Origin of the sequence: Rhizobium leguminosarum (assembly GCF_001679785.1) — a bacterium.
Classification (GTDB): domain Bacteria; phylum Pseudomonadota; class Alphaproteobacteria; order Rhizobiales; family Rhizobiaceae; genus Rhizobium; species Rhizobium leguminosarum_R.
This window is the reverse complement of sequence record NZ_CP016287.1, coordinates 44,322-59,247: the sequence shown is the minus strand read 5'-3', so window position 1 is coordinate 59,247 and position 14,926 is coordinate 44,322. Positions and strand designations below refer to the sequence as shown.

At 61.4% G+C, this 14,926-nt stretch carries 14 protein-coding genes; 6 read left to right on the top strand and 8 right to left on the bottom strand.

The genetic code is table 11. The annotated features are described in order from the left end of the window. Nucleotides 1-39: 39 nt before the first annotated feature. The 8 genes from BA011_RS24695 to BA011_RS44430 form a co-directional block, all read right to left on the bottom strand. Complete coding sequence (locus tag BA011_RS24695) at nt 40-495, bottom strand: RpiB/LacA/LacB family sugar-phosphate isomerase (protein WP_065282693.1); 456 nt, start codon at nt 493-495, stop codon at nt 40-42. Between the two features lie 11 nt (nt 496-506). Beyond that, nucleotides 507-1,277 (bottom strand): triose-phosphate isomerase, encoded by a 771-nt coding sequence (locus tag BA011_RS24690; RefSeq protein WP_065282692.1) that lies wholly within the window; start codon nt 1,275-1,277, stop codon nt 507-509. After that, nucleotides 1,274-2,050, bottom strand: a complete 777-nt coding sequence (locus BA011_RS24685) for a DeoR/GlpR family DNA-binding transcription regulator (RefSeq protein ID WP_029871591.1) — start codon at nt 2,048-2,050, stop codon at nt 1,274-1,276. The genes BA011_RS24690 and BA011_RS24685 overlap by 4 nt, the downstream gene beginning before the upstream one ends. Before the next feature lie 100 nt (nt 2,051-2,150). Next, nucleotides 2,151-3,086 carry a sugar-binding transcriptional regulator gene (locus BA011_RS24680; RefSeq protein ID WP_065282691.1) on the bottom strand — a complete coding sequence of 312 codons (936 nt, stop codon included), beginning with the start codon at nt 3,084-3,086 and terminating at the stop codon, nt 2,151-2,153. 70 nt (nt 3,087-3,156) lie between these two features. Continuing rightward, nucleotides 3,157-4,089: a sugar phosphate isomerase/epimerase family protein gene (locus BA011_RS24675; RefSeq protein ID WP_065282690.1), complete on the bottom strand. Its 933-nt coding sequence runs from the start codon at nt 4,087-4,089 to the stop codon at nt 3,157-3,159. Nucleotides 4,090-4,100: 11 nt separating this feature from the next. Then, a complete protein-coding gene (locus BA011_RS24670) occupies nt 4,101-5,612 on the bottom strand; it encodes a glycerol-3-phosphate dehydrogenase (protein ID WP_065283503.1) in 1,512 nt (503 codons plus the stop codon). 26 nt (nt 5,613-5,638) lie between these two features. Beyond that, entirely contained in the window at nt 5,639-7,219 is a 1,581-nt protein-coding gene (locus BA011_RS24665; protein ID WP_065282689.1) for an FGGY-family carbohydrate kinase, read from the bottom strand. A gap of 85 nt (nt 7,220-7,304) precedes the next feature. Further along, complete coding sequence (locus BA011_RS44430; protein ID WP_186806584.1) at nt 7,305-7,706, bottom strand: hypothetical protein; 402 nt, start codon at nt 7,704-7,706, stop codon at nt 7,305-7,307. 304 nt (nt 7,707-8,010) lie between these two features. Between BA011_RS44430 and BA011_RS24660 the strand changes: the two genes are divergently transcribed. The 6 genes from BA011_RS24660 (at nt 8,011) to BA011_RS24635 (ending at nt 14,900) form a co-directional block, all read left to right on the top strand. Beyond that, nucleotides 8,011-8,667 carry a DUF2291 domain-containing protein gene (locus BA011_RS24660; RefSeq protein ID WP_065283502.1) on the top strand — a complete coding sequence of 219 codons (657 nt, stop codon included), beginning with the start codon at nt 8,011-8,013 and terminating at the stop codon, nt 8,665-8,667. Then, complete coding sequence (locus BA011_RS24655; protein ID WP_065282688.1) at nt 8,664-10,208, top strand: sugar ABC transporter ATP-binding protein; 1,545 nt, start codon at nt 8,664-8,666, stop codon at nt 10,206-10,208. The genes BA011_RS24660 and BA011_RS24655 overlap by 4 nt, the downstream gene beginning before the upstream one ends. Nucleotides 10,209-10,230: 22 nt before the next feature. Continuing rightward, nucleotides 10,231-11,283 (top strand): ABC transporter permease, encoded by a 1,053-nt coding sequence (locus BA011_RS24650; protein WP_003562489.1) that lies wholly within the window; start codon nt 10,231-10,233, stop codon nt 11,281-11,283. 111 nt (nt 11,284-11,394) lie between these two features. Continuing rightward, nucleotides 11,395-12,342, top strand: coding sequence for a D-ribose ABC transporter substrate-binding protein (locus BA011_RS24645; protein WP_065282687.1), 948 nt, complete (start codon nt 11,395-11,397; stop codon nt 12,340-12,342). 148 nt (nt 12,343-12,490) lie between these two features. Continuing rightward, nucleotides 12,491-13,333, top strand: a complete 843-nt coding sequence (locus tag BA011_RS24640; protein WP_065282686.1) for a DeoR/GlpR family DNA-binding transcription regulator — start codon at nt 12,491-12,493, stop codon at nt 13,331-13,333. 37 nt (nt 13,334-13,370) lie between these two features. Continuing rightward, entirely contained in the window at nt 13,371-14,900 is a 1,530-nt protein-coding gene (locus BA011_RS24635) for an FGGY-family carbohydrate kinase (protein WP_065282685.1), read from the top strand. Nucleotides 14,901-14,926: the final 26 nt, after the last annotated feature.

Genomic DNA, 14,926 nt, shown 5'->3' with positions numbered 1-14,926 from the left:
CATCTTGCCGCCGACATCCCTTTTCTCTTCGCGGCAGGATCAGCGAGCGCTGTACTTTGCGTCGAGATCATCCATGGCCTTGACGTTACCGGCAGACCGGCCGTTCTCGTCGAAGGTCTGGGCAAGAAATGCATCAGCGATCGACTTTGCAAGCTCGGTTCCGATGACGCGGGCTCCCATGGTGATGATCTGCGCATTGTTGGAAAGTGCTGCACGCTCGGCAGAATAGGTGTCGTGCGTCAGGGCGGCACGGATGCCCGGAACCTTGTTGGCCGAGATGCAGACGCCGATGCCGGTGCCGCAAACGAGGATCGCCTTGTCATAGGTGCCGCCGATGACGCCCGAGGCAACGCGGTCCGAGAGGTTGGCGTAGAACGGATCGGCGCCGGCGCTGGTGCGCGAGACTTCGTAGACGTCGAAGCGGTCCTTCAGATGGTCGGCCAGGATCTTGGCGAGACCTTCGCCAGCGCTGTCTCCTGCAATGGCAAGTTTCATTGTCTTTCTCCTCAGAGTTTGGCGGCGCATTTGGCCAGGATGTCGAGGTAACCTTCGACATTCCAGGCCGAACGGCCGATGAAGAGCCCGTCGATATGCGGGCTCGAAATCAGTTCTTCGCAGTTCTGCGGGTTGACCGACCCGCCATAAAGGCAGGGGATCTTCCGGCCCAGCACAGCTTCGGCAACGGCGATGATTTCAGACTGGCGGGCATCCGCATAATCCGCAGTCGCCGGAATGCCCTTCTCACCGATCGCCCAGACGGGCTCGTAGGCGAGCAGGATCTCGACGCCTTTCTGGGCGCTTGAAAGTTTCGAAAGCGCGCCGCGCACCTGGGTCGCAAGGATGTCGGCAGCCTTTCCGCCTTCGCGGTCGGAAAGCGTCTCGCCAATGCAGATCAGCGGAATGAGACCGTGGCGAACGGCCGCTTCGGTCTTCAGCCCCACGGTCTCGTCGGTCTCTCCAAAATGTTCGCGCCGCTCGGAATGGCCGAGCTCGACGAGATCGAGATTGCAGTCCTTCAGCATCACCGGCGAGACTTCGCCGGTCCAGGCGCCCTGGTCGGCCCAATGCATGTTCTGGGCGCCGACCTTCACCGAGGTCTTGGCAAGCATCGCCCTGACCTCGCGCACGGCCGTGAAAGATGGAATCACGAAGCGCTGGATACGCGGGTCGCGTGTGGCATCGGCAGCTTCGAGACCGCGGGCGAAGTGTTCTGCTTCAGCAAGCGTCTTGTTCATCTTCCAGCTGGTGCCAATCCAGAAGCGCGGCTTTTCGGTCATGTCGGATCCTGCGTTGATGCGATGGTGAGCGTAATGCCCGCCTGCTCGAATTCCTCCAGGACAGCAGCATCCGGTGCGCTGTCGGTGATGATCGCGTCGAAGTCGGCCAGATCCGCCATGACATGCAGGGCGGTGTGGCCGATGCGCTGGTGGTTGACCAGAAGGCAGGTCCTGGTCGACGACGCGATCATCGCCCGTTTGGCGCGCACGACGTTGTCGTCCATGTGATAGGCGCGCCCGCCGCTGACGGCGGGCGTCGAAATGAAGGCGATATCGGCCCTCAGCCGCGACAGGGCCTCCTCGGTGACGACGCCGAGATAGGCGTTGAATTTGGCCGAGTAGATGCCGCCGAGCGCGATCAGCGTGATGCCGGTTTCGCCTTTCAGCCGCTCCATGATCGCCGCATTGTTGGTGATCAAGGTCAGCGGCCGCTTCTGCAGCAGCATTTCCCCGAGCACGGCCGCCATCGAGCCGTCGTTTACCATCACCGTCATCCCCGGCTCGACCAGTTCCAGCGCGGTCTCAGCCATCGCTAGCTTGGCTTCGTTGCCCTGGCGTTCGCGAATGCGAAAGTCGCTTTCGAACTGCGTTCCGGCGTCAATGGTCGCGCCGCCGCGAACCTTGCGCAGGACGCCGGCCTGCTCGAGATCGTCGAGATCGCGATGGATCGTCATCTTTGACACGGTGAAGCGATCGGCAAGGTCGTCGAGATCGACGGTCTTGTTTTCGACGAGCAGGTTGACGATCAACTGCTGCCGCTCTTCCCGCCTCATCCCGGTCTCCACCCTCGTTTGATGTTAAGATAACGGAGTATGCGTGATAATCAACATTTATTATGTTATTTTGCGATCAAATATTGTTGTGATTCCATAGCTACTTCAGCAGCGCCTGCGCGGTTCGTTCGTCGGTGATCAGCCCGAAAAGGCGGCGGCTATTCAGAATTGCCCGGATGGCCGCCACTTTCGACTGTCCGCCCGCCAGCGCCACGAGCCGCTCTTTCTTGGTTTTGGGAAAAGATGCAGAGAGCGTGCGCGCCGTCAGCGCGGTCTCGAGGATATGACCGTCGGCATCGAAAAAATGTCCGAGGATTTCGCCGACGCCGCCTGCGGCGGCAATGTCGTCGATTTCACCGGGTTCGACCATGCCGGACAAAACCAGCTGCGCCTCGGCATCGACAGTTCCCAGGCCGACGAGCTTCAGATCTGCATTATTGGCAAGATCGAAGACCTCCTTGACGGCACGCTGCGCCTTCAGCACTTCGCGGTCCTCGCCGGTATTGGCGAAAAAGGGAACCGGCATCACATAGGCATGGGCGCCGGTCTTTTCGGCGATGCGATGCATCACGTCATAGGGATTGGCGCCGTAGTTTCGTGTCAGCCCGCCAAGCAACGAGACGAAGCGCAGGTTCTTCGCGCTCACCCTCGGCATATATTGCACGGCCGCGGAAAGCGTGCGGCCATGACCAAGGCCGATGACCGTATTGTCGCCGCGCTCGATCTCGCGCTTGAGATAGCCGGCGCCGGCATGGCCGAGTGCGCGGAGCGGCAAGCCTTCCTCGCCGAGATCGGGTGCGACCTCGCAATATTGAAGCCCAAACCGTTCCGAAAGCCGCATCTCCAGCTCGACGCATTCGACGATATCCCCGTCGATGGTGACTTTGACGACGCCATCGGCGACCGCTCTGGCGATCAGGCGATGGGCTTTTACCGACGGCACACCGAGGCGGCGCGCAACGTCGGACTGCGTCAGGCCACCGGCATAATGAAGCCAGGCAGCACGCACGGCAAGCGTATCATCGGCGTCCGTCATCACGGCTCCTTTTCTAAGGTCATGCGGCAATTCCGCCGTATCGCAGCGCTGCCTTTTAAAGATCTCCGCCTCAGATGTTCAAGTCAGCGACGCCGGTGTCGATATGCGGCGCCCAGAAGGCGACGCTTTCGGCGATCTGCGGGATGACCTGGCGATCGTTCGGCTCGCGTTCCTTGAAGGAGAGTTCCAGGCAGATTTCATTGTCTTTTGCTCCACCTTCGGCCAGTGCCTGGAGCAGAGGCGCCGGCTGTATGCGGCCCTTGGCGTTGAATTCGGCGGTAAAGGGCCGGTGCCCGCCCTTGTCCATCAGGCTCTGTTTGATGTGGATGATTGGCGATACCGGCGGGACGGCGCGTGCCCAGGCATAGGGGTCGTAGTCATCGGGATCGGCGGAGGTGATGTCGCCATGATCGATATCCGCCATCATCCACATCGGGATGGCCATTCCGGCCGATGTCAGCCGCTCCTGCAGCGACAGACAGGCGCCGATCGTCTCACCGAACTCGCGGCCGATGCTCATCGGCTCCCAGAACATGTAGGAGAGGCCTGCTGTGCGCGCATGTTCGGCGACATCGGCCCAACAATCGATGGCGATCTTGATCAACTCCTCGCGTCTGGCCGGATCGTCGAAGTCCTTATAGGTGAAGATCGCAAATTGCGTGCCGACCGAATGGCCACCGAGATCGGCGGTGATGTCGGCAAAGGTCTTGAACCAGTCGACGTAGTAGCGGCGCACATCGGCATCCGGATGTCCGAAATGGTTGAGGCGCCCATAGGGACCGGTCATGCCCGAGGTGACCCGCACGCCGGTGCGCTTCAGGGCAGCGCTCATCGTGCGCGTCAGGCGGCCGATCACCGGCGCCTGCCAGCTCGGATTGATGAACTCGTGGGTCAGTTGAATGTCGCGGATCCGCAGGTCACGCGCAACCGTGTCGATCAGATCGTCTGGGTCGGCGAAGCGGTTCACCAGCGGATTGGTATTGAGCGATAGGGTCAGCGGCATGGCGGCATCCTTCAGGCGGCGGCAAGGCGGGTTGAAGCAAACCACTCGCCAAAGGCCGCGCGTTCCGCTTCGTTCAGATGGAGGTAGTGTTTGGTGCGGCGATAGAGGATGTCCTCGGCCGTTTCGGCCCATTCCGTTACAACGAGATAGCGGGCCTCGGCCTCGTAGAGCTGTCCGCCGAAATGCCGCCCAAGCCCTTCCATGCCAGTCGCGCCGGCAACCACATTTTTCGCACGGGCGCCATAGAGACGGCCGTAGTGATGCACGAGCTCGCGCGGCATCCAGGGATAGATATCGCGCAGGCTGTTGGCGAAGCTCTCGTAATCGGCATTCGGAATTTCGCCACCCGGCAGCGGCGCCTTCTCCGTCCAGTCGCCTCCCATGTTCGGGAAAATATGCTTGAGACGCTGCATGCCGCGTTCGGCGAGCTCGCGGAATGTGGTGATCTTGCCGCCGAAGACGTTGAGCAGCGGAGCGCCGCCTGTCTCGTCGAGATCGAAGACATAGTCGCGGGTAACGGCGGATGGGTTGCCCTTGCCATCGTCAAACAACGGGCGCACGCCGGAGAAGCTGTGCAGCACGTCGTGGCGACGAAGCTTTTCCTTGAAGTAGCGATTGACCGCCTTGAGCAGATACTCGATCTCCGTCTCGTCGGCGGCAACATCCTCGGCCCGACCTTCGTAGGCGATGTCGGTCGTCCCGATCAGCGCCTTGTCGCCCTCGTAGGGATTGATGAAAATGACGCGTTTATCGTGGTTCTGCACCAGATAGGCATTGGCGCCTGCCCAGAACTTCGGCACGATGATATGGCTGCCCTTGACGAGGCGGACGTTGCGGCCGGAGTTCGAACCGGCGACGCGATTGATGATGTCCATCACCCAGGGGCCGGCGCAGTTCACGAGACATTTGGCACGGAAGGTTCGCGTCTCCCCCGTGGCGTTGCTTTTGGTGACCACCGTCCAACCGCCATTCTCGCGACGGGCCGATACGGCCGGCGAGCGGGTCAGCACCAGAGCGCCGTTTTCCGCTGCACTCACCGCATTCAAGGTCACGAGGCGGGCGTCGTCGACCCAGCAATCGGAATATTCAAAGCCGCGTGTGTATTGATCGAGGATCGGCGTGCCTTCCGGGTCGCGGAGCAGGTTGAGCGTTCGGGTCCCGGGCAGTTTCTTGCGGCCGCCGAGATGATCGTAGAGGAAGAGGCCGAGCCGCACGAGCCATGCGGGGCGATCTTCAGGGCTGTGCGGCAGGACGAAGCGCATCGGCCAGATGATATGCGGCGCGGCGTTGAGCAGCACTTCACGCTCGATCAGCGCCTCACGCACCAGGCGGAATTCGTAATATTCGAGGTAACGCAGACCGCCATGCACCAGCTTGCCCGAGCGCGACGAGGTTCCCTGGGCCAGGTCGTCCTTTTCGCACAGCACGACCTTCAGGCCGCGGCCGGCAGCATCGCGTGCTATCCCCGCGCCGTTGATGCCTCCGCCGATGACGAAGAGATCCAGGAGTTCGGGTTCGGTCATGTCATGCTCCTTCGATGCCTGCTGCATCAGAATGACGCGCCCACCGGCGACGTCGTTGCGGCTTCGGCAAGCTTGTCCCAGGCGGGCGCCATTGCCTGGCGTATATCGGTGTAGGCAGAAAAAAGGCGGTCGAACCGGGCAGCCTCGCTGGCATCCGGTGTTTCCGGATCTCCGAGCAGCGGCGTCACCCAGTCGGCAATGCAATCGTCCATGCCGGAATAGACGCCGACAGCCACCGCAGCCATCATCGCCACGCCGGCCGCCCCCGTCTCCTCGCGGCGCGACTGGCGGATCGGTGCGTTGACGGCAGCCGAAAGTGAACGGCGAAGGGCGACGGAGCGTGTTGCCCCGCCCGTGACCCGCAACTCTTCGGGCATCGCGCCCATCGCCGCGTAGCAGTCGCGCGTGGCAAGCCCCAACCCTTCGACCACGCTGCGCAGCAGGTCGGGGAAGCCGTGACGCATCGAAAGCCCGGTGAAGCCCGCGCGCGCATTGGCGTTGACGAAAGGCCCACGTTCGCCCGCTTCGGAAATGTAGGGATGGTAAAGCACCGATCCCGGCCGGCTTTCTGCAAACCAGCCGTCGATGCGTGCAATGAGGTCTGCATGCGAAGCAGGCTTGCCGGCCTCGGCCATGAGATAGGCGGCGACATCGAGGATCCAGTCGATGTTGATCGTGGCGCCCATATTCGTCTGGACCTGAGTGACGATGCCGGGGATGGGCAGGGCGATCACATAGCCGGTGCCCTCGCGATTGAGCTGAACGTCGGCAACGGCCTTGGCGCGCAAGTGCACCCCGGTCGAGCCGATCGTCGAGCAGGCGGCGTTGCGAGCGCCGCTGCGCACGCCTGCACCAAGCGCCGTCATCACCATGTCGACATAGCCGAGGCAGACCGGCGTTCCGGCAAGAAGCCCGCAGGCCTTCGCCGCCTCCGATGTCAGCGGGTGACTGATCTCGCTGCCGTCGATGATTTCGGGCAGCAACCCGCGCCTGTGGTCAAGGCCGAGCGCGTCGATCACCACGGCATCATACTGGCGTGTTCTGAAATTGCCGAAGGTGAAACTCGCCTCCGATGGATCGGTTGCCCGCACGCCTGTGAGGTTGAGATAGAGCCAGTCCTTGCAGTGCAGCGCCGCCTCCGCCCGATCGAGAAGGTCCGGCGTGAAGCGGTCCATATGGGCGAGTTGCGCACCCTGCTGGCAAGTGTTGAGGCCGGTGCCCGTCGCCTCGAAGCGGGCACGGTTCTGCGTTCCGCCGGCGAGCGACGTAACCGTCGCTGCGGCGCGCGCATCGAGCCATAGCCAGGCATCGGCGACCGGCCTATTGGCGCGACCGACGAGCCAGGTGCCGTCGCCCTGTCCGGTGACGGCGATGGCTGCAGTGCGTGACGCAAGATCAGGGACTTTTTCTCCGAGGCCACGCAACGCGCTGGCGCAATCGAGCCAGGTCTGATCCAGCGACTGCGTTGCCGAGCCATCGTCTCCGGTTGTGTATCTGTTGCGAACGGAGGCCGTGGCGATTTGGCGGCCGGACAGATCGAAGGCGACGGCCTTGATGACCGAGGTGCCGGCATCTATGCCAATGATGATCTTCTGGGTCGATATCATTGCAGGCCTATCTCGCCACCACCGCAAGCGCCGCGGCGGGCAATACGCGCATCAAATTCATCTGAAGTCCTCCCGATCCCTAAACTCATCTGGGATGATGCATCCGGCTTCCAACTTCGGCCCTTCCACGGGCAACGACAAGCGCGCCGCCTTTGACAAATCCCAGATGGCGTGCAGCCGAAACCTCCCTAAGTTCGCTCGAAAAGATAACATAAAGATACCACAATGCCAGTAAGATTTTTCTAGCGATGTAATTTTTTTCATCTAAAATAGAAGGGTAAGGAGTTTGCTTCAGCGCCGCCGCGCCATCGGCGGGCGGCAGCAAAAGCGGCAGTGCGCGCAATGTTCTATCAGTAATATATTGCATTAAAAACAGATGGATGTTGCAATTATTCGGTTGAATGACAAGTGTCAAAGCGCCTGCACTCGCTGTCGCTTTTTGCTGCGCCGCAGCGTGATAAACAAGATGTGAGGTCGTGCATTTCACTCGAGTTGCCGCGAAAGTGCCGTTGACAGCTAATAAAATTTATAACATCATTTACGGCATAACTAACATACTTCTATCACGGAAGCGCGCTTCCTGATGGAGAATTTGCGGGCCCAGGCGGTTAGAGGAGACAGCCGCCGGTCTTGTTGAGGAGGCTTCCGATGCGAATATTCGTCCAGAGTTGCGCTCTTGCGGGTGGCCCGCCGGTTTCTGTTCCGGTGCGGCGCAATGCTTCAGCCCGCCTGCGATCATCATCTCGCTAGCCCTCTCCATCTTGCCATTCCAAGCCAAAGGCCGTCCGGACATGAGTACCTCGCCCGATCATGCAGCATCAAAGCCGAGCAGCGGCAATCGCGGGCTCCTTGTCAGCGCGGCGTTGGCCGTCATCGTCGTTGCAGCGATCGCGTTCGACACGACGGTCGTCAGGATCGGCTCCGAAAACGATGTCCGGCAGCAGGCATTCTCTCCGGAAACCTTCGGCGCCGAGCAGTTCCCGAAGATCAAGGCAAATGTCGAGGAGCGGGCGATTGCAGCCGCCGATCTCGCGGCCGCCATTGCCGCCGACAAGAAGGCGGCGGCCGAGAAATACGGTACCGCGACGAGCACCGGACCGGTCATTCCGGTCACGCTGACCGGCGTTTTCGGCGCCCGCAAGTCGAACACCAACGAAATGAAGATCGATGGGTTGCCTCCCGAGACGGTGGTCCGTGTCCAGACCGGCCCTGCGGTCAACGGCACGGACCTCCGCGACGCAACCGGTAGCATCGAATTCGGCCAGTTCACCAACCAGATCCAGTATCAGGATGCCGGCTCGGCCATCAATAACGAGATGAAGAAGGCGGTTTTTGCCGGCCTGGATGCTGACGCCTTGGACGGAAAGCAGGCGACCGTGGTCGGCGTGTTCAAGCTCATCAACCCGAAGAACTGGCTGGTCACGCCGGTGAAGGTCGAGCTCAAATGAGCCAGCCGCAACGCAGCAACGGCGCGAAAGGCGAGGTCGTCCTCGCAGCCCGCAACATCGCAAAATCCTACGGCAGCGTTCACGCCCTGAAGGGAGTGAACTTCGACATCCATCGCGGCCAGGTCACAACTCTGTTCGGGGAGAATGGCGCGGGCAAGTCGACCTTGATGAAGATCCTTTCGGGTGTGGCGCAGCCAAGCTCCGGCGAGATCATTCTCGACGGCTCACCGATCAGCTTTACCTCGTCGACCCATGCGCGCGAGTGCGGGATCTCCATCATCCATCAGGAGCTGAGCCTCGCACCCAATCTGAGTGTCCGCGACAATATTTTCATGGGCCGGGAGATCATCAAGGGCGGTGTCGTCGACTTCGCTGAAGAGGAGCGTCAGACCCGGGCGCTGATGGAAGAGCTCGAGGAAGACATCGATCCGCTGACGCGCGTCGAGGATCTTCGCCTCGGCCAGCAGCAGATCGTCGAGATTGCACGGGCACTCTCCGTCAATTCGCGCATCCTGATCATGGACGAGCCGACCTCAGCGCTGAGCGCGACCGAGGTGGAAGTGCTCTTCAAAGTCATCCACGACCTGACGAGCCGCGGCGTGTCGATCGTCTACATCTCGCATCATCTGGAAGAGGCGCTGCAGATCACCAATCACGCCGTCGTTCTGCGCGACGGAAACATGACGGCCTATGCCGAGCGCAAGGATATCGATCTCGAATGGATCGTCCGCAACATGGTCGGCGAGAATTTCGACCTTGGCAGCCCACCGGAAGGTCACCCGTTCGGAAACGTCTCGCTTTCCATCGAAAACCTCAGTGTCCCCGGTCCCTCCGGCGCTGCTTATAATGCAGTCGATCGTCTGTCTCTCAAGGTGCGTGCCGGCGAAATCGTCTGCATCTACGGGCTGATGGGCGCCGGGCGCACGGAACTGCTCGAGTGTGTTGCCGGACGTCTGCGCGCAAGTGGCGGACAGGTTCTGCTCGAAGGACAGGACGTCAGTGGGCTCAGCATCGCCGGGCGCATTGCCAGCGGTCTGGTGCTCGTGCCCGAAGATCGCCAGCGCGACGGTCTCGTCCAGACGATGACGGTCGGCTCCAATCTATCGCTTGCGAGTATCCGCGCCTTCACCCAGGGGCTTTTCACCTCCGGCCATCGGGAGCGCGATCTCGTCAATGACGCGATCCGGCGGGTGCATGTGAAAACCGATGGCGGTGCGGCTTCGATCGGCTCGCTCTCCGGCGGCAACCAGCAGAAGGTCGTCATCGGCAAGATGCTGGCAACCCAGCCGAAGGTCATCCTGCTTGATGAGCCAAGCCGCGGCATCGACATCGGCGCCAAGGCGGAAGTTTTCAAATTGCTCGCGGAGCGCGCCAAGCAGGGATTGGCGGTCATCTATTCGACGTCCGAAGTCAATGAATGCCTGAGTATCGCACACCGCATCATCGTCATGCACCGCGGCAGGATATCGGCCGAGTTCGGCTCGGATGTCACCAAGGAAAAGATCATGGCCGCCTCCGGCGAAGCCGTGATCGCGCACTAGCCTGGATTATGGAGCACTGATTATGTCAGTCACGAACGTCACCGAAAAGAAATCAGTTTCCAGCGGGCCGAAGCGCAATACCAATATCGTGCGTCTCATCCTGGAGGGCCGGGCCTTCTTCGCGCTGATCGTCATCATCGCGGTCTTCTCATTCCTGTCGCCCTATTACTTCACGCTGAACAACTTCCTGATCATGGCGTCGCACGTCGCGATCTTCGGCATTCTGGCGATCGGGATGCTGCTCGTCATCCTGAATGGCGGTATCGATCTGTCGGTCGGCTCGACGCTTGGGCTTGCGGGTTGCATCGCCGGCTTCCTGATGCACGGCGTCACGCTCACCTATTTCGGCGTCATCCTCTATCCGCCGGTCTGGGCCGTCGTCGTCATCACATGTGCGCTCGGTGCGCTGGTCGGTGCGGTCAACGGCGTGCTGATCGCCTATCTCAAGGTGCCGGCCTTCGTCGCCTCGCTCGGCGTGCTCTACGTGGCCCGCGGTATCGCGCTCTTGATGACCAACGGCTTGACCTACAACAATCTCGGTGGCCGTCCGGAACTCGGCAATACAGGGTTCGACTGGCTCGGCTTCAACCGCCTCGCAGGCATTCCGATCGGCGTCATCGTGCTTGCGGTTCTCGCCATCATTTGCGGCATCGTGCTGAGCCGCACTGCCTTCGGCCGCTGGCTCTACGCCTCAGGTGGTAACGAGCGGGCCGCCGACCTCTCCGGCGTTCCGGTCAAGCGCGTGAAGATCATCGTCTATGTGCTTTCGGGCGTGTGTGCCGCAATCGCCGGCCTGGTCCTCTCCTCTCAGCTGACCTCCGCCGGTCCGACGGCAGGCACAACCTACGAGCTGACGGCGATCGCAGCCGTGGTCATCGGCGGGGCGGCGCTGACCGGCGGCCGAGGTACTGTCCGCGGCACGATGCTCGGCGCCTTCGTCATTGGCTTCCTTTCGGACGGCCTCGTGATCATCGGCGTCTCGGCCTACTGGCAGACAGTATTTACCGGCGCTGTGATCGTTCTCGCCGTCCTCATGAACAGCATCCAATACGGCCGCCGGGTCAAATCGTCCTGACGGCTGAGACCGAAACTTATCCACGACGGCAGCCTGGAGTCCAGAAAGCCGATTGCGGAAAGCCCTGCCGGATCCCCGGTAATAACTAAGCTCACGAATGGGAGAGAGACTATGTTTAAGAAAGGCATGCGCATACTTCTGGCCGCCGCGGCCGTAGCACCGCTTCTGGCAGGCTCGGCTTGGGCAGCGGGCATGATGACGATTATCGTCAACGATCCGTCGAATCCCTATTGGCTGACGGAAGGCAATGTCGCCAAGGCAACCGCCGAAAAGCTGGGCTACACCGCCTCGGTCAACGCCCACAAGGGTGACACCAATACCGAAAGCAACCTGATCGATACCGCGATCACCAACAAGTCGGTGGCGATCATCCTCGACCCGGCAAACGCCGACGGTTCCGTCGGTGCGGTCAAGAAGGCCGTTGCTGCCGGCATCCCGGTCATCCTCGTCAACGCCGAAATCAACCAGGAAGGCCTGGCGAAGGCGCAGCTTGTTTCCAACAACGCACAGGGCGCCGCACTCGGCGCGCAGCAATGGGTCGAAGCGATCGGCGACAAGGGCAACTATGCCGAACTCTTCGGCGCTCCGTCCGACAACAACGCCGCAACGCGGTCGAATGGCTACGAGACCGTCCTTTCGCAGTATCCGGATCTGAAGAAGGTCGCCCAGGAAGTTGCCAACTGGGACCGCACCCAGGGCCATAACAAGATGCAGTCCATGCTGCAGGCCAACCCGGATATCGTCGGCGTCATCTCGGGCAATGACGAAATGGCGCTCGGTGCGATCGCCGCGCTCAAGGAAGCCGGCAAGCTCGCCAATGTGAAAGTCGGCGGCTTCGACGGTTCGCCGGATGCCGTTGCTGCCATCAAGGCGGGCGAACTCCAATACACCGTCCTCCAACCGGTTGCCGTCTTCTCCGAAGAAGCCGTCAAGCAGGCCGACAACCTGATCAAGACGGGCAACACAGGTGCCAAGAGCGAAAAACAGCTCTTCGATTGCCTGTTGATCACCAAGGACAACATCGACAAGTACACTGGCCCGTTCGTTCTGGCGCAGTAAACGGTAAAGGGCGCTCGCAAGAGCGCCCTCATTTTCATGCTGGAAGCGATGGCCGACGATCAACCGCCGGTTGCGCTTCGCCTTTTTGCCTTGGCGCGGCAATCACTGTACGAAGCTGGGATCCATAATTCAGCGACAGGGGTGACCCGTGACACAGAAGACCAGCCGGGACGACGATCTGTTGGACCAGCTCACCAGCGACAGCCGGCAGACGCGCCAGATCGCGCGCCGCCGCATGATTGCAGAGGCCGTGATGGGTGAAGGCTCGATGCGGATTGAAGACCTGACCGACCGCTTTGGGATCAGCCTGATGACGGCTCATCGCGATGTCGATGAACTCGTCAGCCGGGGCCTCTTCAGGAAGACGCGCGGCATCGTCACGGCGGCGGCGACCAATCTCATCGAATCCAGCGACGTCTATCGCTCGAACCGTCAGTCGGCCGAAAAGAAGCTGATCGCCGAGGCGGCAATGCAATTCGTCGAACCAGGGCAGGCAATCTTTTTCGACGACTCGACCACGGTTCTTCAGATGGCGGCGCATCTGCCGTCGAAGGTGCCGGTTACCGCAATTACCAATTCCCTGACGCTGATGAATGCGCTGACTGGCCTGCATGACGTGACGCTGCTCGCCCTCGGCGGCCAGTATTACAACTGGTGCAATGCCTTCATGGGTCGCATGACCATCAACGAGATCAAGGCTCTCAGGGCAGATGTCGCATTCATCTCGATGTCGGCGATCAGCGATGGCACGGTGCTGCACCAGTCTCCTGAAACAGTCGATACCAAGCGCGCCATGTTCGACTGTTCCGTAAAACGCATCCTGCTTGCCGATCATACCAAGTTCGAACGGCGTGCACTCCACAGTTTCGCAGCACTGGATGAGTTCAACGTCGTCATCGTCGACGACAAGACCCAGCCGGTGCACATCGACCGCATGCGGTCCAGAGATATCAACGTGGTCATCGCCAAGGGCGCCGGAGGGCGCACCTGACGGCGCGAGCCCGTTGCTCCTCGTGAGGTAAATTTAAATGCCGACACTGCTCGGGATCGATAGTGGTTTGACAGTCACCAAGGCCGTCATCTTCGATATCGACGGCACGCCGCTTGCAGCCGCCCGTCGCCGCGTCACGCAGTTCATTCCGAAGGCCCGTCATATCGAGCGCGACATGGATGAATTGTGGAACGCGACGGCCGATGCCATCCGCGAAGCGATTTCGCTCAGCGGGCGACCGGTAAGCGACATAGAGGGCATTGCCGCTACCGCGCATGGAGACGGCATCTACCTGCTCGATCACGCCCAAAAGCCGCTCGGCCGGGCCATTCTCTCGCTGGACAGCCGGGCAGGGGCGATCGTCGACCGGTGGACAGAGAGCGATGTCGCCGACCTGGCGATCGAACTGACCGGGCAGATCCCGCACGTCTCCGCTCCATCGGCATTGCTGGCCTGGATTCGCGAAATGGAGCCTGAGCGCTACAAGCGCATTGGCCATTTCTGCAGCTGCAAGGACTGGCTGCGGTTCTGCCTGACCGGGATCATCGGTACGGACCGCACCGAAGCGAGCACCTCATTCACCAATGTCAAAACGCAGAACTACAGTGAGGACGCCCTTCGGCTGTTTGGATTGCAGGATCTCGTCCACGCCCTGCCGCCGGCCTCGCGCTCCGACCAGATCGTCGGACGCGTGACCCGTGAAGCCGCGCAGCTGACGGGCCTTGCCGAAGGAACGCCTGTCGTTGCCGGTCTGCACGACGTCACGGCCTCGGCGCTCGGGGCAGGGGGTTATGCCAAGGGCGTTGTCGCGGTCATTGCCGGGACCTATTCGATCAACGAGACGCTTTCGTCGGAACCGCGTGTCGACCGACGCTGGTTCTGCCGCAACGGGATTGCGCCCGGCATCTGGAACAGCATGTCGATCTCCCCTGCATCGACAGCCAATTACGACTGGTTTCTGGACACGCTCTGCGCTGCCGAGCGAACGAATGGCGAGGTGCGAGGCAACTCGATCCACGCCCTGCTGGCGCCCGAGATCGACGCCGCCTTCGAACGCCCCTCGACGGCGCTCTTTCATCCCTATCTGTTCGGCTCGCCTTATGGCGCGGCGGCGAGCGCCGGCTTCTTCGGGCTCAGTGGATGGCACGACCGCGGCGACATGCTGCGCGCCGTGCTTGAAGGCATCGCCTTCAATCATCGCATCCATGTCGACGCGCTTCGCGACGGCTTTGCCTTCGATCAGGCGCGGCTCGCCGGTGGCGTCTCGCGCAATCCTGCCGTCGTGCAGATGTTTGCCGATGTGCTTGGCATGCCGGTCACGGTAACCGAGACGGATGAGGCGGCCGCCTGGGGTGCTGCGCTTTGTGCCGGGTCCGGCGCCGGTATCTTCGCCGATCCGCAGAGCGATCCGCGCGACACGGCTTCCATCGCGAAAACTTGCCGGCCGGATGCGGCGCGCAGCACGGATTATGAAAAGCGTTACCGGGTATTCCGCGACATTGCCGACGCGATGATCCCCCTTTGGCCTAGGATTGCCGCGCTTGCACCGGAGCAATCGGCAAACTGAAAAGACAGATGCCTGCTGCGGCCGGC